Origin of the sequence: Streptomyces sp. NPDC006339 (genome assembly GCF_040612775.1) — a bacterium.
Taxonomy (GTDB): domain Bacteria; phylum Actinomycetota; class Actinomycetes; order Streptomycetales; family Streptomycetaceae; genus Streptomyces.
In genome coordinates this window covers 1-26,979 of the sequence record NZ_JBEXQW010000075.1, presented here as the reverse complement: position 1 = coordinate 26,979, position 26,979 = coordinate 1, and the positions used below count along the sequence as shown (strand labels likewise).

Annotated in this window: 27 protein-coding genes; 3 read left to right on the top strand and 24 right to left on the bottom strand. The window is 72.7% G+C overall.

The window, feature by feature from the left end:
• From ABZ135_RS36350 to ABZ135_RS36275, 16 genes are all read right to left on the bottom strand, one after another.
• Positions 1–184 (bottom strand): hypothetical protein (locus ABZ135_RS36350; protein WP_356702241.1); only part of this gene is annotated, 184 nt, incomplete at its 3' end.
• Between the two features lie 57 nt (positions 185–241).
• Positions 242–1,612, bottom strand: coding sequence for a dihydrolipoamide acetyltransferase family protein (locus ABZ135_RS36345; protein ID WP_356702239.1), 1,371 nt, complete (start codon positions 1,610–1,612; stop codon positions 242–244).
• 13 nt (positions 1,613–1,625) lie between these two features.
• On the bottom strand, positions 1,626–2,648 hold the full coding sequence (locus tag ABZ135_RS36340; protein WP_356702237.1) for an alpha-ketoacid dehydrogenase subunit beta: 1,023 nt from the start codon (positions 2,646–2,648) through the stop codon (positions 1,626–1,628).
• Between the two features lies 1 nt (position 2,649).
• On the bottom strand, positions 2,650–3,723 hold the full coding sequence (gene pdhA, locus ABZ135_RS36335) for a pyruvate dehydrogenase (acetyl-transferring) E1 component subunit alpha (RefSeq protein WP_356702235.1): 1,074 nt from the start codon (positions 3,721–3,723) through the stop codon (positions 2,650–2,652).
• Positions 3,720–5,132 carry an acyltransferase gene (locus ABZ135_RS36330; RefSeq protein ID WP_356702233.1) on the bottom strand — a complete coding sequence of 471 codons (1,413 nt, stop codon included), beginning with the start codon at positions 5,130–5,132 and terminating at the stop codon, positions 3,720–3,722. Before ABZ135_RS36330 ends, pdhA begins: the two co-directional genes overlap by 4 nt.
• A 278-nt stretch (positions 5,133–5,410) precedes the next feature.
• Positions 5,411–6,409: a PDR/VanB family oxidoreductase gene (locus ABZ135_RS36325; RefSeq protein ID WP_356702231.1), complete on the bottom strand. Its 999-nt coding sequence runs from the start codon at positions 6,407–6,409 to the stop codon at positions 5,411–5,413.
• A 105-nt stretch (positions 6,410–6,514) separates the two neighbouring features.
• The gene (locus tag ABZ135_RS36320) at positions 6,515–7,453 is read right to left on the bottom strand and encodes a fumarylacetoacetate (FAA) hydrolase (protein WP_356702229.1); all 939 of its coding nucleotides are present in this window, start codon (positions 7,451–7,453) and stop codon (positions 6,515–6,517) included.
• Between the two features lie 100 nt (positions 7,454–7,553).
• On the bottom strand, positions 7,554–8,849 hold the full coding sequence (locus tag ABZ135_RS36315) for a pyridoxal phosphate-dependent aminotransferase (protein ID WP_356702227.1): 1,296 nt from the start codon (positions 8,847–8,849) through the stop codon (positions 7,554–7,556).
• A gap of 5 nt (positions 8,850–8,854) precedes the next feature.
• Positions 8,855–10,588 (bottom strand): AMP-binding protein, encoded by a 1,734-nt coding sequence (locus tag ABZ135_RS36310; RefSeq protein WP_356702225.1) that lies wholly within the window; start codon positions 10,586–10,588, stop codon positions 8,855–8,857.
• Positions 10,585–11,721, bottom strand: a complete 1,137-nt coding sequence (locus ABZ135_RS36305; RefSeq protein ID WP_356702223.1) for a Glu/Leu/Phe/Val dehydrogenase dimerization domain-containing protein — start codon at positions 11,719–11,721, stop codon at positions 10,585–10,587. The genes ABZ135_RS36310 and ABZ135_RS36305 overlap by 4 nt, the downstream gene beginning before the upstream one ends.
• A gap of 144 nt (positions 11,722–11,865) precedes the next feature.
• Positions 11,866–12,429, bottom strand: coding sequence for a gamma-glutamyl-gamma-aminobutyrate hydrolase family protein (locus ABZ135_RS36300; protein ID WP_356702221.1), 564 nt, complete (start codon positions 12,427–12,429; stop codon positions 11,866–11,868).
• 28 nt (positions 12,430–12,457) lie between these two features.
• Complete coding sequence (locus ABZ135_RS36295) at positions 12,458–13,285, bottom strand: acetylglutamate kinase (protein WP_356702219.1); 828 nt, start codon at positions 13,283–13,285, stop codon at positions 12,458–12,460.
• Positions 13,282–14,340 (bottom strand): N-acetyl-gamma-glutamyl-phosphate reductase, encoded by a 1,059-nt coding sequence (argC, locus tag ABZ135_RS36290; RefSeq protein ID WP_356702217.1) that lies wholly within the window; start codon positions 14,338–14,340, stop codon positions 13,282–13,284. The genes ABZ135_RS36295 and argC overlap by 4 nt, the downstream gene beginning before the upstream one ends.
• Positions 14,337–15,188 carry a RimK family alpha-L-glutamate ligase gene (locus tag ABZ135_RS36285; protein WP_356702216.1) on the bottom strand — a complete coding sequence of 284 codons (852 nt, stop codon included), beginning with the start codon at positions 15,186–15,188 and terminating at the stop codon, positions 14,337–14,339. Before ABZ135_RS36285 ends, argC begins: the two co-directional genes overlap by 4 nt.
• A gap of 26 nt (positions 15,189–15,214) precedes the next feature.
• A complete protein-coding gene (locus ABZ135_RS36280; protein ID WP_356702214.1) occupies positions 15,215–15,403 on the bottom strand; it encodes a lysine biosynthesis protein LysW in 189 nt (62 codons plus the stop codon).
• Positions 15,404–15,461: 58 nt separating this feature from the next.
• Positions 15,462–16,616 carry an isopropylmalate synthase gene (locus ABZ135_RS36275; protein ID WP_356702212.1) on the bottom strand — a complete coding sequence of 385 codons (1,155 nt, stop codon included), beginning with the start codon at positions 16,614–16,616 and terminating at the stop codon, positions 15,462–15,464.
• A gap of 288 nt (positions 16,617–16,904) precedes the next feature.
• Between ABZ135_RS36275 and ABZ135_RS36270 the strand changes: the two genes are divergently transcribed.
• Positions 16,905–17,657, top strand: coding sequence for an arylmalonate decarboxylase (locus ABZ135_RS36270; RefSeq protein WP_356702243.1), 753 nt, complete (start codon positions 16,905–16,907; stop codon positions 17,655–17,657).
• A 106-nt stretch (positions 17,658–17,763) separates the two neighbouring features.
• Here ABZ135_RS36270 and ABZ135_RS36265 read toward each other — a convergent pair whose 3' ends face one another.
• The 5 genes from ABZ135_RS36265 to ABZ135_RS36245 form a co-directional block, all read right to left on the bottom strand.
• Positions 17,764–18,447: a response regulator transcription factor gene (locus ABZ135_RS36265; RefSeq protein ID WP_356702210.1), complete on the bottom strand. Its 684-nt coding sequence runs from the start codon at positions 18,445–18,447 to the stop codon at positions 17,764–17,766.
• A complete protein-coding gene (locus tag ABZ135_RS36260) occupies positions 18,441–19,703 on the bottom strand; it encodes a transposase (RefSeq protein WP_356702209.1) in 1,263 nt (420 codons plus the stop codon). The genes ABZ135_RS36265 and ABZ135_RS36260 overlap by 7 nt, the downstream gene beginning before the upstream one ends.
• A gap of 155 nt (positions 19,704–19,858) precedes the next feature.
• Positions 19,859–21,079, bottom strand: a complete 1,221-nt coding sequence (locus tag ABZ135_RS36255; protein WP_356702207.1) for an MFS transporter — start codon at positions 21,077–21,079, stop codon at positions 19,859–19,861.
• Between the two features lie 6 nt (positions 21,080–21,085).
• Positions 21,086–21,748 carry a sigma-70 family RNA polymerase sigma factor gene (locus ABZ135_RS36250; RefSeq protein WP_356702205.1) on the bottom strand — a complete coding sequence of 221 codons (663 nt, stop codon included), beginning with the start codon at positions 21,746–21,748 and terminating at the stop codon, positions 21,086–21,088.
• Between the two features lie 167 nt (positions 21,749–21,915).
• A complete protein-coding gene (locus ABZ135_RS36245; RefSeq protein WP_356702203.1) occupies positions 21,916–22,860 on the bottom strand; it encodes a ScbA/BarX family gamma-butyrolactone biosynthesis protein in 945 nt (314 codons plus the stop codon).
• Positions 22,861–22,968: 108 nt separating this feature from the next.
• On the opposite strand from ABZ135_RS36245, the gene ABZ135_RS36240 reads away from it, so the two are divergent.
• Positions 22,969–23,595: a ScbR family autoregulator-binding transcription factor gene (locus ABZ135_RS36240; protein WP_356702201.1), complete on the top strand. Its 627-nt coding sequence runs from the start codon at positions 22,969–22,971 to the stop codon at positions 23,593–23,595.
• A gap of 149 nt (positions 23,596–23,744) precedes the next feature.
• On the opposite strand, the gene ABZ135_RS36235 is transcribed toward ABZ135_RS36240, so the two are convergent.
• Entirely contained in the window at positions 23,745–24,386 is a 642-nt protein-coding gene (locus tag ABZ135_RS36235; RefSeq protein ID WP_356702199.1) for a TetR family transcriptional regulator, read from the bottom strand.
• Positions 24,387–24,563: 177 nt separating this feature from the next.
• Between ABZ135_RS36235 and ABZ135_RS36230 the strand changes: the two genes are divergently transcribed.
• Positions 24,564–25,733, top strand: a complete 1,170-nt coding sequence (locus tag ABZ135_RS36230; RefSeq protein WP_356702197.1) for a transposase — start codon at positions 24,564–24,566, stop codon at positions 25,731–25,733.
• Positions 25,734–25,792: 59 nt separating this feature from the next.
• Here the strand turns inward: ABZ135_RS36230 and ABZ135_RS36225 are convergent, their stop codons facing one another.
• Together ABZ135_RS36225 and ABZ135_RS36220 are read right to left on the bottom strand one after the other, a co-directional pair.
• Complete coding sequence (locus ABZ135_RS36225; RefSeq protein WP_356702195.1) at positions 25,793–26,755, bottom strand: NAD-dependent epimerase/dehydratase family protein; 963 nt, start codon at positions 26,753–26,755, stop codon at positions 25,793–25,795.
• Between the two features lie 129 nt (positions 26,756–26,884).
• Positions 26,885–26,979, bottom strand: a 95-nt coding sequence (locus tag ABZ135_RS36220; RefSeq protein ID WP_356695933.1) for an adenosylhomocysteinase, incomplete at its 5' end; no start/stop codon positions are given.

Below are 26,979 nucleotides of genomic sequence, written 5' to 3'. Positions count from 1 at the left end.
GGATCGCCCCACCCGGAATACCGAAGACGGTGTCCGCCCCCACTTCCTCCAGAGAACGAATGAGGGACTGCGCACCCGTCACGTGCTCGACGGGGACGGGAGCGGCGGATCGCCCTTGTGGCCGGGGCGCGGGGGCGGTGGGCAACCGCTCGGCCCTCGCGCTGTGGTGCACGGCGTTCGTCATGTGAATCGAATCCCCACTGCCGGTAGGTGAGTTGCTGGCATGTCGACGCGAGGCCCCTCAGCCCCAGGTCAGAAAGCGCTTGGGCCGCTCGAGGAGCCCGGCCACGTCGGCGAGGACCCGGGATCCCAGCTCGCCGTCCACCAGCCGGTGGTCGAAGGAGAGGGCGAGCGTGGTCACCTGCCGGAGCTTCACCTTCCCTCGGTGCGCCCAGGGGCGGGGCCTGATGGCGCCGACGGCGAGGATCGCCGCCTCCCCGGGGTTGAGGATCGGTGTGCCGGTGTCGACGCCGAAGACGCCGACGTTGGTGATGGTCACGGTGCCGTCCGCCATGGCCGAGGGCGGGGTCTTGCCCGCCTTGGCCGCCGCCACGAGCTCGCCGAGGTCGCCGGCGAGGCGGGGGAGCGTCTTGAGGTGGGCGTCCTTGATGTTCGGCACGACGAGACCGCGCGGGGTGGCCGCGGCGATGCCCAGGTTCACGTCGTGCCGGATGACGATCTCCTGGTTGACCTCGTCCCAGGACGCGTTGATCTCGGGGTTGCGCTTGATCGCGACGAGCAGGGCCTTCGCCACGAGGAGGAGCGGGGTGACGCGGAGACCGGCCATGGCGGGGTCGGCCTTCAGCTCCTCGACGAGCTTCGTCGTGCGCGTCACGTCGACCGTCACGAACTCGGTGACGTGCGGGGCGGAGAAGGCGCTCGCCACCATGGCCCGGGCCGTGGCCCGCCGTACGCCCTTCACGGGGATACGGGTCACCCGGGCGTCACCGGAGGGCTGCGGGCCCGGGGCCGGGGTGGTCTGGGCCGCTGCCACCGGGGCCGGAACGGTGAACTCCGGCTCCGGGGCCGCCGCGCGGTGGACGTCCTCCCGGCTGATGACCCCTTCCGGTCCCGACGGGGTCACCGCCGCCAGGTCGACGCCGAGGTCCTTGGCCAGCTTGCGTACGGGCGGCTTGGCCAGCGGCCGTACGGACGGCACCGGCACCGGCACCGTCACCGTCACCGGTGTCGGCACGGTGGCGACGGCGGCAGCGGTCCCGCCCGCTGCCGCGCCCTGCGCGCGGGGGCGGCGGCGGGTCGGGCCCTCCGAGACGCCGTAGCCGACCAGGACCGGCTGCCGGCCCTCGGGCGCGGGCGGGGGTGTGGCGGCCACCGGGGCCGAGGCGGCCGCGGGAGCCGGGGCGGTCGTCGCCACGGTGATGATGACCGCGCCGACGTCGACCGTCGAGCCCTCGGGGAACCGCAGCTCGTGGACCGTGCCGTCGAACGGGATCGGCAGCTCGACGGCCGCCTTCGCCGTCTCGACCTCGCACACCACCTGCCCGTCGGTGACGGTGTCGCCGGGCCGGACGTGCCAGGTGAGGATCTCGGCCTCGGTCAAGCCCTCGCCCACGTCGGGCATCGTGAACTCGCGGACGTGCTGTTCGGACATGGGTGCTCTCTCCTCAGTACGCCAGCGAGCGGTCGACGGCGTCGAGCACACGGTCCAGATCGGGCAGGTACGCGTCCTCCAGGCGGGCCGGCGGATACGGCGCGTGGTAGCCGCCGACCCGGAGCACCGGGGCCTCCAGGTGGTGGAAGCAGCGCTCGGTGATGCGGGCGGCGATCTCGGCGCCGGAGCCGAAGAAGACCGGGGCCTCGTGGACGACGACGAGCCGGCCGGTCTTCTCCACCGAGGTCTGGACGGTGTCGAAGTCGATCGGGGAGACCGAGCGCAGGTCGACCACCTCCAGGCTGCGGCCCTCGCGCTCCGCCTCGGCGGCGCTGTCCAGACAGGTCCGCACGGTCGGCCCGTACGCGAGGAGCGTGGCGTCCCGGCCCTCGCGGACCACGTGGGCGCGGTGCGGGTCGCCGGGGGCGGTCTCCGTGTCGACGGCGCCCTTCTCGTAGTAGCGGCGCTTGGGCTCGAAGAAGACGACCGGGTCGTCGGAGGCGATCGCCTGCCGCAGCATCCAGTACGCGTCGGAGGCGTTCGACGGGGACACGATCCGCAGGCCGGCGACGTGCGCGAAGAGGGCCTCGGGCGACTCGGAGTGGTGTTCTACGGCGCCGATGCCGCCGCCGTAGGGGATCCGGATGACGACGGGGAGCTTGATCCGGCCCAGGGAGCGGGCGTGCATCTTGGCGAGCTGGGTGACGATCTGGTCGTATCCGGGGAAGACGAAGCCGTCGAACTGGATCTCCACGACCGGCCGGTAGCCGCGCAGCGCGAGGCCGATGGCGGTGCCGACGATGCCGGACTCGGCGAGCGGGGTGTCCATCACCCGGCTCTCGCCGAAGTCCTTCTGCAGGCCGTCGGTGATCCGGAAGACGCCGCCGAGCCTGCCGACGTCCTCGCCCATGATCAGGACCTTGGGGTCCTGCTCCATCGCGGCGCGCAGCGCCTCGTTGATGGCCCGGCCCAGGGGCAGGGTCCGTGTTGCGGGGCGCACCCCGTCCGCCGCGGGCGCGACCGTGACGGTCGGCATCTCAGTTCCCTCCTGTCACGGCGAAGTTCGCCTCGTAGCGGCGGAACGCGTCGCGCTCCTCGTCGACCAGGGCGTGCCGGTCCGCGTAGACGTGCCGGAAGATCGCCTCGGTGTCGGGGGCGGGCATGGAGCGCACCCGTTCGCGCAGGCGCTGCGCCAGTTCGCCGGCCTCCTGGTCGACGGCGTCGAAGTACGACGGGCCGGCGGCGCCGAGGTCGAGCAGATGGACCTTGAGGCGGGCGATCGGGTCGCGGCCCGCCCACTCCTCGACCTCGGCGGAGTCCCGGTACTTGGTGGGGTCGTCGGAGGTGGTGTGGGCGCCCATGCGGTACGTGTACGCCTCGACGAGCATGGGTCCCTCACCGCGCCGGGCGCGCTCCAGGGCCGCCTTCGTCACGGCGAGGCAGGCGAGGACGTCGTTGCCGTCGACGCGGACGCCGGGGAAGCCGAAGCCGTCGGCCCGCCGGTGGATCGGGACGCGGGTCTGCCGCTCGGTGGGCTCGGAGATCGCCCACTGGTTGTTCTGGCAGAAGAACACGACGGGGGCGTCGTAGACGGCGGCGAAGTTGAACGCCTCGCTGACATCGCCCTGGCTGGTGGCGCCGTCGCCGAAGTACGCGATCACGGCGCTCTCGGTGCCGTCCTTGGCGACGCCCATGGCGTAGCCGGTGGCGTGCAGGGTCTGGGAGCCGATGACCAGGGTGTAGAGGTGGAAGCCGTGGTCGGTGGGGTCCCAGCCGCCGTTGTTGACACCGCGGAACATGGCGAGCAGGTTCAGCGGGTCGACGTCCCGGCAGAGGGCGACGGCGTGGTCGCGGTAGCTGGGGAAGACGTGGTCGGCGGGGCGCAGGGCGCGGGCGGAGCCGACCTGGGCGGCCTCCTGGCCGAGCAGGGAGGGCCACAGGCCGAGCTCGCCCTGGCGCTGAAGGGTGACGCCCTCCGCGTCGACCCGGCGGGCGAGGACCATGTCGCGGTAGAGGCCGCGCAGTTCCTCGTGGCCGAGGTCGATGTCGTAGTCGGGGTGCCGGACGCGCCGGCCCTCGGGGGTGAGCAACTGGACGGCGTCGGTGCTCACAGCCCCTTCCCCCCGTCGGCACCGGCGGCGGCCGGGACGGTCGTTGCGGTCGCGGCGACGGGAGCCGGCTCGATCGCGGTCGCGGTCGTGGCCGTGGTCGCGGTCTCGGCGGCGGTGCGGGACGCGGCGACCTTCGCGGCGGCCGCGGCCCGGGCGGCCCTGGCGGCCTTCGCGGCCTCGGCGGCCTCCCGGTCCTTGCGGGAGCGGGACCAGCGGCGGGTGAGCGGGACCTCGACCCAGGAGTAGAGCGCCCAGGCGAGGAGGACGGAGACGACGAGCTCGCCGAGAAGGATGCCGAGGGTGGCCGGGGTGCCGAAGAGCCGGTCGCCCAGGAGGTGGCGGGTGTACTCCAGGACCGTGAAGTGGACCAGGTAGAAGGCGAAGGAGATCTCGCCGAGCCAGACCATCGGCCGGTTGCGGAAGATGGTGAAGCGGTTCTCGTTGTCGGCGAGGGCGCCGGCGGCGATCAGCAGGGCGGCCGGGACGACGCAGATCAGGCGGATGCCCCAGAGCCACGGCACGTACAGGCCGGCGACGTAGGTGACGGCGAGCAGCAGGCCCGACCAGGCCATGCCGATGTTGCGCCAGCGGCCGAGGACGACGGCGCGGCCGACCAGCATGCCGAGGGCGAAGTCGAGGAGCCGGCCCGCGGGCAGGACGTAGGCGAACCAGAAGTAGTGGGCGGACTGGCCGGGCTCGTTGGGGACGACCTCGGTGCCGACGGGGATGATCGCGTACGTCACGAGCGGGGTCGCGGCGATGAGGGCGACGACACCGCCGATCCAGTACTTGAGCCGGTGGGCGGGGATCCGCTTGAGGACCAGGAACAGCGCCGGGAAGGCGAGGTAGAAGAACGCCTCGGCGGACAGCGACCAACCCACGTTGTTCACGGCGAAGTTGGTGGGGATGTCCGGCACCCAGGACTGCAGCATGAAGAGGCTCAGGAAGCCCTGGAGCGGGGTGGTGGGAGCGCCGTCGACGCCGTCGACGAGGACCAGGGCGAGGACCCAGGCCACCACGTACGGCGGCACGATCTTCGCGAAGCGGCGGCGCCAGAACGACGGGGCGGTGTCGCCCTCACGGGCGGACCAGATCAGGATGAAGCCGCTCAGCATGAACCAGAACGGCATGGTGAGGCCGGCGACCATGGCGAGCGCGTGGTAGATGCCCCGTTCCACACCCGGGTCGGCGAAGAGCCGGATGCTGGCGAACGGCAGGACCGCGTGGAAGAGGAACACCAGCAGCGCGGCGGGGAAGCGCAGACCGGTCAGCGTGGGCAGCCGGCCGACGCGGGGCGCGGGCGCGTCGGCGGGGCGGGCGCCGCCGAGCGGGGCGGCGTCGGCCGGGGCGCCGCTTCTTGTACCGGTCGACGGGCCGGTGCCCGGTCTGGTGAGGCTCTCGATGCTCACGGAACTCTCTCTCCTTGGAGGACTGCGCGGGGCGGTGGGCGCGGGGGGAGGGGGTACGGGTGAGGGGTGCGGGGCCGTACCTGGGATGCGAGATGGCGCATGGCTGTACTGCCGGGCTGTGCGGGCACGGGGCGTGCGGAACGGTGGGGGGTGCTGGTGGTGCGGACGGTGCGAGGTGGCGCCGGGCGTGCGGGAGGCACGGGAGGCGCCACGGGGGACACGAGAGGCGCGGGAACGCGCGCGGGGCGGACGCGGGACGCGCGCGGGGCGGGCGGGGCTCAGATGTCGAGGACCAGGCGCTTGGAGGCGCACCGCGAGACGCAGATCATCATCACGTCGCCGGCCTCCTGCTCGGCCGGGCTGAGCAGGGAGTCCCGGTGGTCGGGGACCCCGTCGAGGACACCGGTCTCGCAGGTCCCGCACACGCCCTCGCGGCAGGAGGCGTCGACGTAGATCCCCGCGTCGTCGAGGACGTCGACGATCGACTCGTCGGGGCCGACGGACACCGTCCGCCCGGAGCGGACGCACTCGACCTCGAAGGAGGTCTCGCCGCCCTCGGGGGCCGGGGCGACGGCGCCACTGAACCGTTCGACGTGCAGCCGGTCGGCGATCCCGAGCTCCCGGCAGACCTCCAGGGCGCCGTCCATCAGGGCCTGCGGGCCGCAGCAGTAGACGTGCGCGCCCTCGGGGAGCCGGCCGAGGACCTGCCGGAGGTCCATCCGGCCGCGCTCGTCCTTGGGGTGCAGCTCGACGGTGCCGGAGCCGGTGACGGTGCCGGCCTCGGTGCCGCCGTGCGCGGCGAGGGCGGTGAGCTCCTCGCCGAAGGCCATCGACGCGCGGGACCGGCCCGCGTACCAGAGCTGCCAGGGCTTGCCGCGCAGGTGGGCCTCGCGGGCCTGGGTGAGCAGCGGGGTGACGCCGATCCCGCCCGCGAGGAAGACGTACGACGCGGCGTCGGCGAGCGCGAAGTGGTTGCGGGGGCCGCGCACGGTGACGGTGGCGCCGGGGCGCAGCCGCTCGTGCACGAAGGCCGAACCGCCCCGCGAATCGGATGACTTGAGGACGGCGATGCGGTAGGCGCCGGTGTCCGCGGGGTCGCCGCAGAGGCTGTACTGCCGGACCTGGTCGCCGGCGTACAGGTCGATGTGCGCGCCCGCCGCCCAGTCCGGGAGCGGTTTGCCGTCGGGGCTGACCAGCTCGACGGACAGGACGTCGTCGGCCTCCCACGTCATCCGGCGTACCAGCAGGTCGAACGGGTTCTCCTCGGTGGTGCTCATGCTCGTCCTCCTCACCGGCGTCGGGGGCCGGGGTCTCAGGGGCGGGGCCGGGCTGTGCGGGGCCGGGGCACGGGCCCCTCGGAAAGGGGCCCGGATCGCACCCTCCTAGGCCGCGGCCCCGGCGGCGCGGTCGGCCCCGGCGGTGCGGCCGGCGCGGTCGGCGTCGCGGCCGAACTGGATGCTGTTGGCGAAGCTCACGCCGTGGCTCTTGACGTCGATGACGACGCGGTCGCCGTCGGCGATCCGGTAGCCGTCGTGGAAGCTGGCCTCGTCGGCGCCGAGGAGGACGTAGTTGACCATTCCCGGGCGGCGGATCGCCGGGTAGGTGAAGAGGTGGTCCATCATGTCCGCGACCTTGAAGTAGAGGGCGCTCTCGCCGCAGTCGAAGGTGCCCTCCCAGGCGGAGACGCCGTCGCGCTCGATGGTGACGCGGCCGGTGACCGTGGTCGGCGGGGGGCCGAGGAAGACGAAGGGCGAGAGGGAGGTGTCGCTGAGCTTGCAGTACGGGTTCCAGCCCGGGTTCAGCCGGTGCAGGCCGATGTCGCACAGGTCGTTGCCGAAGGTGTAGCCGACGTAGTGCGGGTCGCCGTTGTCGTCGTTGACGTACACGAGGGCGACCTCGGGCTCCTCGATGAGGGCGACGGCCTTCTCCGGGACGACGAGGGCCTCCTCGGGCATCCGGATCCAGGAGCCGAAGCCCTTGAAGAACCAGTTGGGGGCGACGAACTCCGTCTCGTCGGTGGGCTCGTCCTCGTACTTGGACTTGTGGGTCCGCATGAAGCCGCTGAGCAGCGCGTTCCCGGAGCCGGGGAGCAGCGGCGGCAGGAAGCGCAGCTCGGGGTCGTCGGCGGCGACGGTGATCTGCCCGCCCTCGCCGGTGACGGAGGCGATGACGGCCTCGGGGGAGGCGGCGGCGATGAACTCCGCCCGGAGCCGGCCGTCGGCGACCGGGTGGAGCGTCAGCGGCTCGCCGGCCTCCGGCTTCTGGAACCCCGCGTACCGCTGGCCCTTGTACTCGGCTTCGAACAGGATGGAGATCGACATGTCAGGCGGCCCTCCCTGGGCCGGGGCGACGGCTGGGCCGCCGGGGAAGAGGTCCCGGACGCCGGCTTGGGGGGCCGGCGCCCGGAAGCGGGAAAGGGATTCAGACCGGGCTCGGTACGGCGGCGCCCGCCGTGAGGTCCGCCAGGACCTCCTCGACCCGGTCGAGCGAGGCGCGGATCCAGTCGAGCGCCAGCGGGTCCTCGGCGCGCAGGGCCGCCCGGCACCGCTCCTCGGTGTCGCCGTAGAGGCGGCTGGTGGCCACCCGCAGCCGCAGCGACTCCTCCGCCTCGCCGAAGGCGCTCGCGGGCAGCAGCCCCACGCCGTACCGCTCGACGAGCAGGTGGGCCAGCTCGGCGCCGGTGCGCACCCCGTGGGCCTCGGCCAGGTGGGCGCGGAGCGGCTCGAAGTCCGGGTACAGGTAGCAGGTGGCCACGACCGGCTCCAGGACCGCTCCGGCGGCGGCGAACCGCTCGGCCATCGCCCGGGCGACCGTCTCGTGGAGGCGGCGGCTCGCGGCGATGTGCTCCACGATCTCGTCGGGCTCGCCGAAGGCGTACGCGGCGGCCGCCTGGACGGGGGCGGCGGGGCTGGACCAGATCTGGCTGGCCACGCCCACGAGCCGCTCCCGCAGCCGCCGCCCGGTCTCGCCGGCCGGCAGCCGGGCCACGCCGGTCCGCCAGCCGCCGATGGCGAGGTTCTTGGTGAGACCGGTGGTGACGACGGTCCGCTCCGGGGCGAAGACCGCCGGGGAGACGGCGGGCGTCGCCACCGGGTCGTACACGAGGTCGCAGTAGATCTCGTCGGAGACGACGACGAGGTCCAGCTCCCGGGCCGTCTCCGCGAACCGTCGTACGGTCTCGGGGGCGGCGATCGTCCCGGTCGGGTTGTCCGGCAGGGTGACGATGACGGAGCGCGGGTCGTGTCCGGCGGCGCGGGCGGCGGTGACCGTCTCGCGCAGCCGGTCGGGGTCGGGCACCCCGCCCTGGCCCGGCAGGGTCGGGACGGGGAAGTGGCGGACGCCGATGAGACCGGCCTGCGCCGCGTAGCTGACCCAGCTCGGCCGCGGGATGACGACGTCGCCGCCGACCGCGAGGAGCAGGGCGAAGAGCATCGGCTTGCTCCCGGGGCCGCACACGACCTGGTCGGCGGTGGTGGCGAGGCCGCGCCGGCCCCAGTAGCCGGCGGCGGCCTCGCGCAGCTCGGGGCTGCCGGCGACGGGGCCGTACGAGCCGAGGTCCGCGGACTCGGCGAGCCGGGCCCGCAGGCCGGGGTGGACCGGCAGGCCGATCTCGCCGCTGGCCATGGAGAGCACGGACTCGCCGGCCGCGCGGCGGCGGGCGATGGCCTCGTCGGCGGCGAGCGTCGCCGACATGGTGACCTGGTGGGTCTGGGACATGGTGCTCACGCCTCGCCGAACAGCTCGCGCAGGACCTTCTTGCGGACCTTGCCGGTGAGGGTCTTGGGCAGGGCGTCGACGACCTCCAGGCGGTCCGGCAGGAACCGCTCGTCGAGCTCCGTCTCGCGCAGGTAGGCGCGGATCTCGTCGAGGGTCGGGTGCTCGTCGCCGGAGGGGACGACGACCGCCAGGATCGGATCCTCGACCCGGCCGGTGGGGCCGACGAGGGTGGTCTCGAGGACCTTCGAGTGCCGGTTGATCGTCGACTCGATCTCGGCGAGCGGGACGACCATGCCGTCGCGCTTGATGGCGTCGCTCGCCCGGCACAGGATGCGGATGCCGCCGCGGCCGTCGTCGCGGGCCACGTCGCCGGTGTCGAACCAGCCGTCGTCCAGGAGCAGCGCGTCGTACTCGGCGTCCCGCTTGTAGTAGCCCAGCGCCTGGGAGGCGCCGCGCACCCGGAGCCGGCCGACGGGGGCCCGCTCGGTCGGGTTGATGCACTTGTCGATCCGGATCTCCATCGCGTCGATCGGACGGCCGTTGCTGTGCGCGGCCCAGTCCTGGTTGTAGTCGAGCTTGGTGATGGTGACCGGGCCGTTCTCGGACATGCCCCACAGCGAGTACGTGCGGGCGCCGAGCATCTCGCGGAGCTCGTCGACCAGGGGCTGGAGGACCTGCGCCGAGCCGGTGACGACATGCCGCAGGGTGTGCACGTCGCGCGGCTCGACCCGCTGGGACTGGGCGATGTCGGTGAGCGTCGGCGGCGGACCGTAGAGGAGCGTCGCCCCGTACTTCTGTACGAGGTCGAGCAGCACCTCGTTCTTGCGGCGGTCCTGGAAGGCGATCGTGCCGCCGAGCATGACGCTGGCCAGGATGCCCTGGCCGAAGCCGGAGTAGTGGACCAGCGGGGTGGTCACGGCGGCGACCAGGTGCTCGTCGAGGAGGAAGGTGTCGACATAGCCGCGGATGGCCGAGTGGACCGTGTTCTGGCTGTGCAGCACGCCCTTGGACTCGCCGGTGGTGCCGGAGGTGAAGAGCACCACGAACGGGTCGTCGGGGCCGCGCTCGCGGCCGGCGAGGTCGTGGTGCACGTCCTCCCAGACGGTGTCGATGAAGTGGCGGCGGAAGTCGAGGCACCCCTCGGGGGCGGTGCCGTCGACGATCACCACGTGCTCCAGGCCGGGGAGTTCCCGCCGCAGCCGGTTCGCGGTCTCGCCGAGCGGGTTGCCGTCCCAGTCCGACATGGTGACGATCACGCGGGCCTCGGTGAGGGAGAGCCGGTGGCGCAGCGGCTCCTCGGGCGTGGTCGGGTCGATGGGGCAGATGACGGCGCCGACGCGGAGGCACGCGTACAGCAGCGGCACCATCTCCCACCGGTTGGGCAACTGGACGGCGACGAAGTCGCCCGGCCGGACGCCCAGTTCGACCAGGCCGCCGGCGAACCGGTCGGTGAGCTGCTTCAGCTCGATGTAGTCGAGGGTGTCGGTGCGGGCCTCCTTGATGCGGCGGGCGGCGACGGCCAGCTTGTGCGGGCGGAGCCGGGCCTGGCGGCGCAGGTCGTCGAGGAAGGTCTCCTCGCGCCACCAGCCGCGCTGGTAGTAGAGGGCCTCGCGGGCCTCGCGGCCGTCGGGCATGGGGCTGGTGATCTCGATGACCGGCATCGTCTCCCGGGTGAGGACGACTCCGTCGACGACGCGGGGCGCCGGTGCCTCGGGCGCCTCCTTGACCTCGGTGGTCACGAACGGTCCTTCCGGCGGGCGGTGAGCAGGGTCGGCAGGGGGTCGCCCGCGTGCGCCGCGGCGATCTCCAGGAGGTCGCGGGTGTTGCGGCGCACCCGGTCGCCGACCCAGTCGAAGACCCATGCCTTGCGGGCGTCCGCCGACAGGTCGAAGGGGACGACGCGGGTGACGGCCAGGGCGGCCGAGGCGGCCCCGCCGATGTTGGCGATGACGCCGGGGACGAGGACGGTGCCCGAGGCACGGACCTTCTCCTTCGCCTCGCCGCTGGAGCTGAGGTTGCCGCCCTCGACCACCAGGCCGGCCCGCACCCGGTGGGCGTTCTCGGCGTTGATCGCGTGCTTCTGCGCGGCGAGGATCAGCAGGTCGGCGTCCACGTCCAGCCAGGCGTCCCGCTCCTGGGAGACGGTGACGTCCTGGGGCAGCCGGGAGCGGTCGATCTTCCCGAACTCGTCGGTGATCGCGACCAGGTCGGCGACCGGCAGCCGGTCGGCGCTGATCGTGCCCTCGACGTCGGCCACGCCGACGACGACGTGCCCGCGCTCCTCCAGGAAGTGGGCGACCGCGCGGCCCACGGCGCCGAACCCCTGCACCACGACCCGGGCCGGCCCCTGGCGGCCGCTGGCCTCCAGGGCGGTGACGGCGGCGACGCCGACGCCGTGGCCGGTGCAGTCGATCAGCGGCTCGTAGTAGGTGCGCCAGTCGATCGGCATGTCGGGGGCGCCGAGCCGGTAGCGCGGGTCGTATCCGGCCTCGTCGAAGAAGACGGCGCGGTCGGCGGGCGTGACGCCCATGTCGATGCCGAGGTGGATGCCGCCGTGCAGCAGCGGCTTGACGGTGCGGCCGAAGGTGCGGAAGGTCTCCTCGCGGTCGCCGCCGTCGGAGACGATGCCGGCCTTGGCGCCGCCGATGGGCAGGCCGGCCAGGGTGAACTTGTGCGTCATGTCCCGGGCGAGACCGGCCACTTCCTCCTGGGTGACACCAGGGGTCATACGGGTGCCCCCCATGGCCAGGCCGTCGTGGAGCGAGTCGACGACGACCCAGCCCTTGAGGGACCCGCGGCTGCCGTTCAGCGAGACGACGAAAGCCGGATCTTGGGGTTCGTCCGTGAGGGGATTGCCGTTCAGGGAACTCATGACCGAGGACCTCTTAATCGATTCGATAGGGCGTCTGTCTGGACTGGAGCGATGTCGGGGACGTGCCGCGGGGCCGGGCGCGGGGGATGTCGGACGGCCCCGCGGCACGTGTCTCAGGGGGTGGTGATCAGTCGGCGGGACCGGTCACCGGTACGTCTCCGCGAAGCCGCGCAGGATCTCCATGCCGTCGCTGCGGAACTCCAGGTGGGCCTGGGCGCCGTAGATGCGGCCGTCGTCGGAGCGCAGGAACTCGACGGGGGCGTGCTCGGAGCGGCCGATGGACCGGAAGCCGGCCGGCGCCGCCTGGAGGTAGAGGGTGTGGCGGTGGAAGACGGTCACGGTCGGCTTGACGTAGGAGAAGACCGGCTCCTCCTTGTCGACCTGCACCTCGTAGCCGCCGACGCGCTGGGTGCCCTCCTCGAGCTCCCCGCCGTTGGCGACCGCGATGATCTGCATGCCGCCGCAGATGCCGAAGACGGGCACCTTCGCGTTCATCACCAGGTCGATCAGCGGCTTGTAGAAGTCGCCGTCGAAGGCACGGACCTTGGTGCCGCTCAGGACGACGGCCTGGTACCTGGCGTCCAGGCGGGCGGGGACCGAGGCGGCGTTCACCACGTCGGTCTCGGAGCCCAGGTCCTCGAAGCGCTTGCGCAACTGCGGCAGGGAGAGCGTTCCGTTGTTGACTACGAGAACCCGGGAAGTCGCCACGAGTTCTGCTCCTCTCGGTCGTCGGGGATCACGAGCTCGTGATGACGGTTCCGGTCTGCTCGGCGAGCAGCCGGCTCACCGGCGCGCTGCCGATGACGACCCGCTGCACGCCGCGGTCCAGGGCCTCGCCGGCCGCGCGCAGCTTCTTGCGCATGCCGCCGGTGGCGCCGCGGTCGCGGAAGTCGGCGGCGGCGCCGGCGCTGATCCGGCGGACCGGCTCGCCGTCGATCAGCAGGTGCTCCACGTCGGTGACGAGGGTCAGCGCGGTGGCGGCCGAGGCGCCGGCGATGGCCGCCGCGGCCCGGTCGGCGTCGGTGTTGACCTCCTGCCCGGCCGCGTTGCGGGCGAGCGGGGTGACGAGGTAGCAGTGGCCGGGCCGCAGGTTCGCCAGCCGGGCCGGGGTCACCTCGGTGATGGGGCCGACCAGGTTCTCCAGCTCGACGAGCTGCTTGCCCTGCCACCACCAGCGCTCGCCCTGGCCGGCCCGGACCAGGCCGTCGCTGCCGATGACCCGCTCGACGGTGATGCCGCGCCGGGTCAGCCGCTCGGTGACGATCCGGCCGACGTCGGCGCTGACCGTCTTGATGTCGGCGATCACCTCGGGCGTCGTCCAGCGGGACTGGTTGCCGTAGCGGTCGCGGAGGATCGCGGACGGCTCCGTGTAGCGGGGGTTGAGCTCGCGCAGCGGCTTGGACCAGCCGTGCACGAGGACCAGCGGGTTCTCCCGGCCGTGCTCGGCCAGGTCGTCCCACCAGCCCTCGGACATGTCGTCCAGGCAGCTTCCGCCGAGCTTGACGACGGTGGGGGTGTACGTGAGCGCGGTGTACGGGGTCTCCGCGGCCAGGGTCTCGGTCATGCCGGCATCACCGGCTCCGCCGTCAGACCCGTCTCCTCGGCCAGGCCGAACCGCAGGTTCAGCGCCTGCACGCCCTGCCCGGCCGCGCCCTTGACCATGTTGTCGAGGGCCGACAGGACCACGATCCGGCCGCCCTCGGGGTCGTGCAGGGCGGTCACGTCGCAGTAGTTGGAGCCGAGGACCGCCTGCGGGTCCGGCACCGGGATCAGGGTCTCGGTGTTGCGGCGGACCCGGACGAACCGCTTGTTCTTGTAGAAGCGGAGGTAGGCGCGCTGGAGTTCGCGGGCGTCGACCTCGTCGTCGGTGAGCACGTAGGAGCTGGCGAGCAGCCCGCGGACGTGCGAGACGCCGTACGCCGACATCGACAGGGAGCCGATCGTGCCGGGCTTGGCCCGCTCGAAGAAGTCGCGCACCTCCGCCGCGTGCCGGTGCCCGGTCGGGGCGTACGGGGCGATGGCGCCGTTGCGCAGCGGGTGGAGGTCCGCGGTGCGCAGCGACAGACCGCCGCCGCTGGACCCGCTCTTGCCGTCGATCATGACGGTCTTGAGGTCCAGGCCGAGCCCGAGCGTGAGCGGGGCCAGGCCGAGGGTGATGGCGGTGGCGTAGCAGCCGGGGAGCGAGATCAGCGAGGCGTCGGCGAGCTGGTCGCCGACGAGCTCCGGGACGCCGTAGACGAAGCGGTCGGCCAGCTCGACCGTCCGCTCGACGGAGGGGTACCAGCGCTCGTGCAGCTCCGGGGTGCGGATGCGGAAGGCGCCGCTCAGGTCGATGACACAGGGCACCTGGTCGGCCAGGCGCGCGGCGAGCGCGGCCGACACCGGGGCGGGCGTGGCCAGGAAGACGACGTCGCAGCGGTCCGACAGGTCGGTGTCGGCGGTGGACTCGACGGTCAGGCCCAGGTCCAGGCGCAGGCCCGGGTGGAGCTCGGAGGGGCGCCTGCCGACGTTGGACGAGCCGCCGAGGAAGGTCAGTTCCAGCTCGGGATGCTGGATGATCAGGCGGATCAGTTCACCGCCGGCGAGCCCGGAGGCGCCGACGATTCCGACACGGATCATGCGAGGATCTCCTGCAGGTAGCGGCTGACGGCGGACGGGATGTCCACGCCGGTCGCCGAGGTGATCGCCCGGAACGCCGGGGCGTGGTTGACTTCGTTGACGACGTAGCCGTCGGCCGTCTTGAACAGGTCGATGCCGTAGACGCCCTCGCCGAGTTCGTTCACCACGCCGTCGACGATCTTCTGGACCTCGGGGTCGTGGTCCATGGCCTGGTGGCGGTTGCCGAGGGCCGCGTTGCTGCGCCAGTCCTCGCCGGCGCTGGCGAACTCGGCGGCGGCGACCAGCTCGCGGCCGACGACGAAGCAGCGCACGGAGCTGCCCCCGTCGAGGAACGGCTCGACCAGGGAAGCCTGTTCGAAGCCGTGGCCGAGGTCCTCGATGTAGTCGTAGACGGACTGTGCGGTGTCCGCGTCGCGGATCAGGGTGACCCGCTTGCCCATGCCGCCGAAGACGGGCTTCAGCACCAGGGGCAGCGGAAGCTCCTTCAGCGTCTTCTCGAAGTCCTTGCGGGACAGGACGAGGCGGTAGTCCGCGACGGGGATGCCGGCCGTGCGCAGCAGGGTGCGCAGGGCCAGCTTGTTCTCGCATGCCTGGATGGCGTGGGCCGTGTTGAGGGTCCTGATCCCGGACGCCTCGGCCTGGACGGCCAGGAGGCCGCCGCGCGTGTAGCTCCGGCTGCGGATGAGGACCACGTCGTATCCGCTGAGGGAGGACTCCTCGGCGCCCAGCGCCAGGGACTCGTCGTTGACCCACTCGATGCGGTGCCCGAAGGCGGGGGCGGTCTCGATCAGCCGGCGTTCCTCCCAGCCGATCCGGTCCGCGACGATGGCGATACTGCTGCCGCTCATTGAGGGACTCCTAATCCGGTGCCGGCTCACTGGCCCCAGTCGCGCAGCGTCACTTCGATCATGGCGAGGGAGAGGGTGCCGTCGGCCTCGACGTTCTCGACGCGCAGCGTGAGCATGCACTCGGGGCAGACGAGGGTTTCGCCCTGCACCATCGGCGGGGTGGAGAGGTCGGTCTCGCACTCGGGGCAGACGGCGCTGATGAGCGAGGTGGACATGGATGACTCCATTCGGTGGTGAGAGGTGGTGGGGGGAGGGGCTCGGAGGGGGCCGGGCTCAGAGCGACCGGAAGTCGACGGCGGCCTTGCGGATGCCGTCCCGGTCGAGCAGCCCGGCGCCGGACGCCTCCTGGCGCGCGGTGAGCCACGCGGTGAAGGCGGCGGTGTCGAGGTCCTCGGCCTCCTCGGCCAGCGCCCAGTCGACGAGGGGCGTGGTGAGACGGCTGCGGACGCGCAGCTCGCGGCTGTTGCCGACGAGCTCGGGCGGCAGCGTCTCGTACGCCTCGGGGTGGGTGAGCTGGCCGGGCAGCTCGTACGCGAAGGCGTGCGGCGTGGTGGGCCCGGACTGGAACGCCTCGCCCAGGCCGGCGCCCTTCAGCGCCACCTCGGACAGCTCGGTGAGGTGGGTGAGGTCGAAGCGGGTGTCGCCGTGGATGATCCGCAGCGAGGTCAGCAGCTCGGCCAGCGGCGCGTTGCCGCCGCGCTCGCCGATGCCGCCGACGGTGGTGGAGATCCACCGGGCGCCGGCCCGGACCGCGGCCAGCGAGTTGGCCACCGCCATGCCCAGCATGTTGTGCGAGTGGATCTCGATCTCGGAGCCGTCGATCGCGGTCAGGTCCGCGATCTTCTCCTCCATCTGCCACGGCGAGAGGTACGCGACGGTCTCCGCGAGCCGGAACCGGTCGGCCCCGGCGTCGAAGCCGGCCTCCACGTACGGGACGAGCCGCTCCTTGGGGGTGCGGGCGCCGTCCTCACCGCTGAAGGTGACGTGGAAGCCGCGCTCCTTGGCCCCCTCGATCGCGGCGCGGGCCACGTTGATCAGGTACTTGGCGCTCGGCGAGGCGAGCTTGAGCGCGGCGTGCTCCTGCGAGGTGGGGATGGAGAACATGACGTTCCGCACGCCCAGACGCAGCGCCTCGTCGAGTGCCTCCTCCACCTGCCGGCGGTCACGGACCACGACCAGGGTGAGGCTGCGCTCGGGGCCGACCGTCTCGTGCGTGGCGAGGACCAGGTCGGCGTCCTTCGAGGTGGGCCCGGAGACCATGCCGACCTCGACGAGGGACACGCCGGTCCTCACCAGCAGGTCCGCGATGACCGAGGCGTCCTGGGGACGGAATTCGACACCGGCCATGTGGGCCGAGTCCCGCAGGGTCGCGTCGGATATGTGGGGCAGCACCTCCGGGACACTGCCACCGTTCTGTGATACCGCCATTGCCTTTACTCCTTGGTCGAGGCCGTTGGAATGCGGCTGGTGCTGACATCAAGAATCATCCGACGGCGGAGGGAGGGGCAAGGAAATCCATGTCAGGCTTCCTCGACTTTTCTCAGGGGATGTGAGGGCTGTCAAGGAATGCAAACCGGGCGTGAACCCGGGTGCGGATCAGGTCAATTGAGAGCCGGTCGGCGCGGGACGGGAAGTTTTCGCCGGTGCGGAGCATTCCATCGGGGCAAGCAGCAGGAAAATCCCCAGGAAATCGTTCCAGGAGACGGGAATTTCATGATGGACCTTCGCGCGACCCCGCGTCTCGGCGTCGTCGTCCCGCCGGAGAACCCCACGGCGGAGCCGGAGTTCAACCGGCTGGTCGGCGAGCGCATGAACGTGTACACGAGCCGCTTCCCGGTGACGCCCGGCAAGGGGCTCCTCGAGATGCTGGAGGCGTGGAACGAGGCGCTGCCCGACACCCTGGCGGGCTTCGGCGCCATGGGCCTGGACGCCGCCGTCGTGGCCTGCAGCGCCTCCCACTATCTGCTCGGGCCCGAGGGCGACCGGGCCTTCTGCGAGGAGCTCGGCGAGCGGGCCGGCTGTCCCGTGCGCTCCTCGACCCAGGCCATCCTGACCGCCTGCGCGTGGCTCGGCGTGGAGCGGCTGACGCTGGTCTCCCCGTACGAGCCGTGGCTGACCGAGACCTCCGTCGGCTTCTGGCGCGCGGCCGGGCTCACGGTGGACGAGGCGGTTCTCGTCCCGGCCCGGGCGGGCCACTTCGACCCGTACGAGGTGACGACCGAGGCGATACTGGAGCGGGTCCGCGGGGCCGGGCTCGCCGACGACACCGCGCTCCTCTTCACCGGCACCGGCATGGGCACCCTCGCCGCCCTGGCGGAGCTGGGCCGGGACAGCGACCGGGTGCTGCTGACCTCGAACCTGGTCAGTGCCTGGTGGGCGCTGCGCACGGCCGGCGCCGACGCGAGCGGGGCCGGCGCCCACCCGCTGCTCGCCCGGCTGGAGCGGCAGACGGCCGCGGTGGCGGCCTGATCCGGGGCCGGCGCCGGCGTACGGCGCGGTGCCGGCGTACGAGAAGGGCGCGGCCGGTCGTCGGAACCGTCCGCGCCCTCGTCGCCGTCGCCGCGGCCGTGACCGGTCAGGCCCCCACGGGGTGCCGCTGGGCCGTGCCGATCTTGTAGCCGACGCCGCGGACCGTGACGATCCACCTGCTGGAGCCGAGCTTGGCGCGGAGGCTGCTGACATGGGTGTCGATGGTGCGGCTGGACGCCGCGCGGTCGGTCTCCCATACCTTCGCCATCAGTTCCTTCCGGGACACGACCCGCTCCGGGGTGGAGGCCAGAACGTACAGGAGTTCGAATTCCTTCGATGTCATGGCCACCAGCCGGCCGCCGAGACGCACCTCCCGTGACCGCCCGTCGATGTGCAGCGGCCGCAGCGAGATCGACTGAGGAGCGTCGGCGCCCTGCGGATTCACCCGGCGCAGCACCGCCCCGATCCGTGCGATGACCTCACGGGATCCGCAGGTCTTCACCACGCAGTCGTCCGCCCCGGCCTGAAGGGCGAGCACCCGGTCCAATTCCGTGTCCCGACGGCTGAAGGCGATGACCGGAGTGTCACCGGCGGCTCTTATCGCCCGGCACACCTCCAGGCCGTCCATATCCGGAAGTTCGAGATCGAGCAGCACGATGTCGGCCTGCGGCAGATGCCTCAGGGCGCCCGATCCGGTGCCCACCCCCTTCGCCTGATATCCCTGGCGTCGCAGATTCTGGACGGTGGACTCGATCGATTCCGAATCCTCCACCACGAGTGCATTCACCATCTGGCTGTCAACTCCTTTGGTCTGGCTGAGAAATATCGGTCCCGAGAATCGCAGGCATTCTGCGGCGGTCTTGTGCCGAACGCACCCGCGTGAAGGAGCCGGTCGTAGACGTGAGCGGCGGATACCAGGGTCATGTGGTGGTGCCAGCCGGGAAAGGAGCGGCCCTCGAAGTCGAGGAGCCCGTAGTCCCGTTCGAGCAGGGACACCGTCTGGCAGGTCCCGGCCCGGGCCTGGGCGAGGGTCGTGAGCTGCTCCACCCGCCGCCCGGTCAGGCTGGTGATCCACACCCGGGGGGCGCGGGTCTCCGCCGGGTGCCACTCGGTGAAGAGCCGGTAGGTCCGGCAGGATCCGGGCAGCCGCACCAGCTCGGAGACCACCCGCAACTGCCGGCCCCGGCCGCCCGGCGCGGCCAGGGTCACCGCGCGCGGCGGCAGGACGTGGTGGTGCTGGAGGAACTGCCGGGCGCCGAGCGGGCCGAGCGGCGCGCTGGCGGCGCCGGGGACGGTCCGGGAGACGCGCGGGTCGGCGGGGAGCACCGGCAGTGCGCCGGGCACCGCCACCACGAAGTCGAGGCCGCGCCGTTCGAGGCCCGCGAGGAGCCGGCCGGCGTCGAGGTGCTCGCTCAGGTCGGCCACCACCGGCACCTGGGCCGTCAGCCGGCGGGGCAGGGCGTCCGCGACCGAGTCGACCAGGTCGAGGACGTGCTCCCACACCGGCCGGTGCCGGGCCGCGTCGGGGACCCGGGCGCGCTCGCGCAGCTCCGCGTCCTCGCCCCACTGCTCCGGCAGCAGCAGCCGCCAGTCCACCGGCAGGTCCTCCTCGCCGGTGGTGAGGAAGGCCCCGAGTCCGACCTGGCAGCTTATGGTGCGCCCGGCGGCGGGGACGAAGCGGCGGTGCACCCCGCAGGTGTGCTCGCCCCGCTTGGGCAGGACGACGGTGCCGACGGTCAGCGCCCGTAACGGGAAGTGGTCCCCCGTCAGCCGGATCAGCTCCTGCCGGGCCGGCATCCAGTCCCAGGGGCTGGCGCTGATGAACTGGTGCAGCGACTGGGAGGCGGTGGCCGGGGCGGCGGAGACCGCGGCGGCGAGCCGGCGGATGGACTTCCGGCCCGGCGTGATCAGCAGTCCTTGCAGGTAGAGCTGGGCCCAGCGGCGCTGATCCGCCCTGGGCAGATGGGCGAAGACCGAGTCCGCGAAGTGCAGGACCCGTGTGTCGTGGCCCGGTTCGGCTGCTCCGGCCAAGCGGTGGTCCGCCATGCTGCGTTCCCCTCCCCCGTCATGCGACCCCCATATAATAACGAACATCCTCTATTTTTTGCGAGGGGGAGGAGGGGTGCCTCCGCGACTTCGCCAAGTCGAACAGGGGTGCGCCCCGCCGGAGCTGTACGGCCCCGGCGCGGCGCCGCCCCCGGCTAGGCGCCCGTGCCCGCCCGCTTGGCGGGGAAGCCGTGCGTGCGCGCCCCGACCACCACGGCCAGGACCGGCACGATCAGGATCAGGACGCTCCACGGGAAGGACCCGGAGCCGAACAGGTCGAGCAGCAGCCCGCCGACCAGTCCGCCGCCGGCCATGGCCACGTTCCACAGCGTCACGAGCATCGCCTGGGCCGCGTCGGCGGCCTCCTCGCCGCCCGCGTCACCCGCGGCCGTCTGGAGCAGGGTCGGCACACCGCCCCAGCCGAGGCCCCACAGCGTCACCGCCGCGTAGATGACGACGGTGTTGCCCGAGAGGACGGCGAGCGCGGCGGCCGCCAGTCCCATCAGCAGCACGCTGACGATCGTCAGCACCCGCAGCCGGCGGTTGATCAGGGCGCCGACCGCCCAGATGCTCAGCAGGGACGCGGCGCCGAAGACGAGCAGCACCAGGTCGATCGAGTCGCCCAGGCCGACCTGGTCGAGGAAGATCGAGATGAAGGTGTAGAGGATGGTGTGCGCGAGCACGAGGACGAGCGTCACGAAGAGCACGGGCGTCACACCGGGCACCTTCAGCGCGCTCAGCATCGGCGCCCCCTTCCCCTCCGGCTTCTGCCCGGGGTAGTCCGGCACGGCCGCGGCGATCCAGCCGAGCAGGATCACCGTGAGTCCGGTCATGGTCAGGAAGGCCACCTGCCAGCTCACGGCCTTGCCGAGGAAGGTGCCGGCCGGGACGCCGAGCGAGAGCGCGACCGGGATGCCGGCCATGGCGATCGCGATCGCCTTGCCCTGGAGGCGCGGCGGCGCCATGCGGCGCGCGTAGCCGGCGAGCAGGGCCCAGGCGAGACCCGCGGCGACACCGGCGACGAACCGGGCCCCCATGGTCAGCAGGTACGAGGTGGAGATCGCGGTCACCGTGTTGGCGACGGCGAAGCCGGCCATCGCGGTGAGCAGCAGCCGCTTGCGCCGCCAGGCGGTGGTGGCCGCGGTCAGCGGGATCGCGGTCAGCGCGGTGCCGATCGCGTAGATGGTGACGGTCTGCCCGGCCGCCGACTCGCTGACGGCGAGGTCGGAACTCATCGAGGGCAGTAGCCCGGCCGGCAGGGTCTCGGTGAGGCTGGTGATGAAGACCGCCGTCGCGAGGGCCAGCAGGGCGAGCAGCGGCAGCCGTTGCGGCTCGGCCTCCTCCGTCCGCACGTCGGTGGGCGCGTATGTGGTCATGGGATATCAGCTCGCATCTCGGCCCGTCCGGGCCCGGGTGTCGTGGGGTGAGGGGTGGGCTTCGGCCCCGACGGCGGAAGCGGACTCCGCCCGGTAGCCGAACTGTCCGTCCAGGAGCGACCGCAGACGTCTGCGGCCGCGGTGCAGACGGGAGTTGACGGTGCCGCAGGGGACGCCGACGAGCGAGGCGATCTCCTCGTACGGCAGCCCCTCGACATCGGCGAGGTAGACGACGGTCCGGAAGTCGCAGGGGATCGACCTCAGTGCCTCGCTGATCACCGGATCCGGCACCCGGGCCATCACCTGGGCCTCGACCGAGGGCAGGCCCTCGGCCGTGTGCGAGGCCGCGCGGGCGAGCTGCCGGTCCTCGATGTCCGAGCTGGTCGCGTACGTCTGCTCCACCCGCCGTTTCCGACAGGCCGTCAGATGGACGTTGGTCAGGATCCGGTGGAGCCAGGCCCGCAGATTGGTGCCGGGCCGGAACTGGTGGAAGCCGCGGTACGCCCGGGCGTACGTCTCCTGCACCAGGTCCTCCGCGTCCGCGGGGTTCCCGGTGAGCCGCATGGCCTGCGCGTACAACTGGGGACGGTAGCCGACGGCATCCCGCGCGAAGCGGGCCGTCCGCTGCTCGTCCGTCTCGAGGGCGGGGGCGGGGGTGGTGTCCGTCATGGCCGGGAGCATTACATAGAAAACGTTCGGTTTTCTTTTCGGGCCGGGGGATCCGCGACGACCTTGGCAACTTCCCGAGAGCCGTGTGAGGTTGGCCCCGTACAGGGGCCCGGACGCGGGTCCGGCCCGCCGCGCCGGAGGGCGCGACGGGCCGGAGGCCGGGCGGGTCAGAGGGCGGTGGCGTCCGCCATCTCGGCGACGGCCGAGAAAGCGGATGCGTCGCCCTGGAGGCAGTCCACGCGCAGCCGGTGGCGGCCGGGAGCGGACTCCCCCGGGAGCGCCTCGGCCTCGATCCGGCAGGGGGCGTCGAACTCCACGTACCGGTGGAAGCGCACGTCCATGGAGAGCGGCAGCGCCGGCCCGCGGGACGGGTTCAGGGCGTGGGACGCCTGCCGTACGGACTCCAGGAGGACCATGCCCGGTACGTGGTCGACGGGGTGGTCGAAGAGGACCGGGTGCGCGGTGTTCACCCGCAGTCGCCAGCGGCCGATCTCCCCGGACGGGGAGAGCACCACGTCGTGGTCCCGGATGCGGCCGACCAGGCCCGGCGGGAGCGGTGACGACGGCGCGGGCGCGCCGAGGAACATCCCGGCCGCGTCGCCGCGGCCCGCCCGCAACCTGTGGTAGACCTCGGGGGAGTGACAGCCGAACTCGGTCTCGACCGCGGCGAACGGCACTCCGTCGCGGACGACGTCGATGCGCATCCTGATCGAGGCGGGCAGGGAGCGGCGGTAGCGGACGTCGAAGCACGAGACGCGCAGCTCGAGCTCGGCCGGCGTGCCCGTGATGCGCAGGCCCGCCGGGTCGACCTCGTACCGCAGGTCGCGCCAGCTCAACTGATAGCCGAAGGGCATGTCGTACGCGGCGTGGGCGAGGAGCGGGAAGGTCTGCCGGGCCGTCTCGCACAGCATCAGGGGGTCGTACATCCCGTACTCGGAGACGTAGAAGCAGTGGTCACGCGGCCACTGCGCGCTGACGGTGAAGGAGTCGGGGCCGTTCCTGTGCCAGCCCGTCAGGAAGACCTCGGAGAGCGCCGCCCGGTGGACGTACTCCCGGGGGACCGTGGTGGTGAGCGGGGTACGTAAAACCTCGGAGCGTTCCTTCGTGAGCATGCTTCTCCCCCTGCATACATGTGGAGCCCGCGGGGATCTACCGATCGCACGGGCTTGCCTGTAAAATAAGGGCGTTCGTTTTTTTTGTCGAGGGGATAGCGCGGATCCATGGACGAGCCGAAGCAGGAACGGGCGGTGAAGACGCGGGACGGCATCCTCCACGCGGCCGCCGAGGTGTTCGACGAGTGCGGCTTCAGCGGAGCCAGCATCAGCAAGATCATGAGCCGGGCCGGGGTGACCCAGGGCGGCATGTACTTCCACTTCAAGTCGAAGCGGGGCCTCGCCATGGCCGTCATGGCGAGCCAGCAGGACTTCGTGGATCCCCCCAAGCGCTCCGAGGGCCTCCAGGCCCTGATCGACCTCACCTTCCACCTGGCCCGCGAGCTCCAGCGGAACGTGCTGTTCCGGGCGAGCGTGCGACTCGCGGTGGAGCAGGGCGAGTTCGGCGTCCGGAGCGACACGGCCTACCAGGAGTGGGTGGACCACTTCCTGAAGCACCTGCGCGTGGCGCGCGAGCGGGGCGAGCTCCTGCCGGACGTCGACGAGACCGAGTTCGCCATGACCCTCGTGGGCGCCTACACCGGCACCCAGCTCTACTCGAACATCGCCAGCGAGCGGAAGGACCTTCCGCAGCGCGTCTCCCTGCTGTGGCGGTTCACGCTGCCGGCCGTCGCGACCCCCGAGACCCGCGAGCGGCTCCGCATCCGCCCGGGCAAGGGCGGCCTGCCCGCCTGACGGCGGCGCACGGCGCCCGACGCCGACTGCCGCGGCGGCGGATCGGCCCGCCCCGGGCCGGGCGCCCCGGCTGCCGGCGCGCCCTCCTGCCCCGCTCCGGCGTCCCCCCGGCTCTCCGGCCTTCCCGGCCTCTCGGCCCGCCCGGCCTCTCAGCCTTCTTCGGTCCGCCGGGCGTGCGGGGCGGTGCGTGCCTCGCCGGCATCGCCCGTCGCGGAGACCCCGGCGAGGGCCAGCCGCCAGACCCGGTTCAGCTCGTCGGCGGGGCCCTCCCGATCCCTTTCCGCGCCCAGCCGGTCGCGCACCGAGCGCTCCGCCCCGCCGGCCAGATACTCCACCAGGGTCGTCACGTCCTCCGGCGGCGCGCCGTCACGGAGCTGGCCCGCCCGGTGGGCCTCGTCGAGCAGATCGCGGACCGTCGGCAGCCAGACGCCCGACCAAGAGGCGCTCTCCGGGAGCTCCCGGGCGAGCCGGACGCTCGCCCGCACCAGGACCTCGCGCTCCATCAGCCGCGCCAGCTCGACGGTGAAGTCGACCACCGCGCGCAGCGCCGAGGTCCGCTCCGCCGTCACCCGCTTCAGCGCGGCCCGCGTGACCGCGCGCCCTTCCTCCCGTACGGCTTCGGCCAGATCGGCCTTGGAGGCGAAATGGAAGGTGACCGCCCCGATGGACACGCCCGCGGCCTTGCTGATGCGGGACAGCGACGTACCCGCGTATCCGTCGCGGTCGAACTCCACCGCGGCCGACCGAACGAGTCCCGCGCGGGTGCGTACGGCCCTCTCCTGTTTCACCATGCTGACTCCGAATGGGCTCCTGGAGAGTGCATCCTCGGCGGACCCCGCAAGGGTTGGCAACGCCGAGTTGGTCAAGATGCAACGCGATTTTCCCCGCGCCCTCACGGGGGGGACGATTCCGGCCACCCCGGGAGGAGCGACGACATCCAGAAAGCGAACGTTCGCTATTCTTTGCGCATGGTCACCCTCCCGTCCGACGACACCGTCTCCCGCTTCACCGAGCGGGTCTTCGACCCGCTGGCGCGGGCCGACCAGCGCGCCTGGGCATGGAGATACCTGCGGGCCCTGCTGAGCACCCCCGGCAAGAAGTCCGCCCGCCGGCTCGCCGCCAGCGTCTCGGCCTCGCCGACGGCGGCCCAGGCCCTGCACCAGTTCGTCAACGTCAGCCCCTGGGACTGGACCCCGGTGCGCGAGGAGCTGGTCCGCTGGACCGAGCGACGGCTCGCCCCGCAGGCATGGGTCGTCGACCTGGCGGTGCTGCCGAAGCGCGGGGAGCACTCCTGCGGGGTGCACCGCCGCTTCGTCGCCGCCGCCGGACGGGTCGTCACCTGCCAGGTCGGCGTGGGCGCCTTCCTCGCCACGGAGACCGACGCGGTCCCCGTCGACTGGCGCCTCCAACTGCCCGGCGCCTGGGGGAAGGACCCGCACCGCCGCCGGCGCGCCCGGATCCCCGACGACGTGCGCTTCCGGCCGCCCGAGCGGCACGCCCTCGAACTCGTCGACGCCCTGGCCGCGGTGAGCCGCGCCGTCCCCGTCCCGGTCGTCGCCCACCTGGGCGCGACCCCCCGGGCGGGCTCCCTCGCGCGGGGGCTCGCGGCCCGGGGCCGGGACTTCGTGCTGGCCGTCCCCGACGAACTGCGCGTCCGGGCCGCCCGGTCACCCGGCCATCTGCCCTGCCCCCGGGGCGAGGAGTGCGGGCCGGTGTACACGGCCCGGGGCGTGCTGGACCAGGGCCCGGACCCGCTCCGTACCGAGGAGGCGGTCGGCCCGGTCGGCCGCGAGCACCGCGCCGCGGTCGCGACGGCCCTCGTCCACCCCGTCGACCGACTCTCGGCGGGCACCCCGCACCGCGCCTACCGCCTCTTCACGGTCCGCCCCGAGGAGGGCCGGCCCGCGTCGCAGCTCTGGCTCACCAACATGACCCACGCCCGCACCGAGAACCTTCTCGCCCTCACCCGCCTCCTCGCCCTCAGCCGGCAGGCCACCCGCCGCCTGGAGGACGAGCTGGGGCTCCTCGACTTCGAGGGCCGCTCGTACCCCGGCTGGCACCACCACATGACCCTGGTCTCCGCCGCCTACGCCCTCCACCGCCTCCACCACCGGCCCTGCCTCGCCGTCGGGGCGTGACGGAGGTACGGGTACGGGCGGGGGCGCGTCGGCTCCGCCGTGCGGTACGCCGCACTCTTTCAGCGGGCGGTGAGGGCGCTCCGGTACCAGGCGGCCGCCGCGTCGAGACGGGCGAGCGGCCCGGGTCCCGGTGGGCACGACGCGAGGCGCCAGACGGCGGCGCTGTCGTACCAGTGGTCCAGCGCGAAGAGCGCGAACTGGCGCTCGTTCAGGCCGCACTCCGACGCGCGCAACAGGCGCCGGCACTCCTCCCAGGGCAGGTCGCCCGCCACCGCCGGGAGTACGCCGCCGGCGGCCAGCGAGGCCAGGAGGTCGCCGCTGCGGACGGGCTCGGGGTGGCTCGCGTGCCAGACGGTCCCGCCGGCGGGCTCGGGGGCATGCGCGAGGCGGGTGACGAGCCGGGCCAGATCGGTCACGTCGACGAGGGAGAGCAGCCCGCGACCGCCCTCCCACAGGGCCGGTGCCACCTCGACGAGTCGGGCCAGGGCGGGTACCGCCCAACGGTCGCCGACGCCCGTCACCAGACCGGGCCGAAGCACCACCGCTCCGGCCGCCAGCGCGTGCTCCTCGGCGGCGAGGCGGGTGCGGCTGGCCGCCGACGTGGGGGCGGGGGCCACCTCGTTCACCGCGATCCCCCGGTGCGGGCCGGGGCCGTAGACCGCGGAGGTGGACAGGTGGACGAACCGCCCGACGCCCGCGCGTACGGCCTCCTCGGCCAGGGCCGCGGTTCCCCCGACGTTGACCCGGGCGCACTGCGCCTCGTCGGGGCCGAGGGAAGCGGCCAGGTGCAGCAGCACGTCCACGTCACGGCAGGCGCCGCCCAGCGTGCCGGGCTCCGAGAGGTCCGCCGCGATCCATTCGTCGGTGAGCGCGGCGGTCTCGTCCGGCAGCCGGCGCCCCAGCACACGGACGACGTACCGCTCGTGGTGCGGCAACGCGTCACGGTCGCGCGCCAGCGCGGCCAGTACCGCCGAGCCGATGAAGCCCGTGGCGCCCGTCAGCGCGACGCGTCTCGGTCTCATGGGGGCGCCCCGATCTCTCAGAAAAAAACGAACGACCTTATTTTACGGTCTCCTTCGGAACGACAGGCGAAAACGACGAAAGCGCCCCACCGTGAGGTGGGGCGCTGCGGGGCCGCTCAGTGGTCGTACTCAGTAGCGGTAGTGGTCGGGCTTGTAGGGGCCGTCGATGGGGACGCCGATGTAGGCGGCTTGTTCGGGGCGGAGGGTGGTGAGTTTGACGCCGA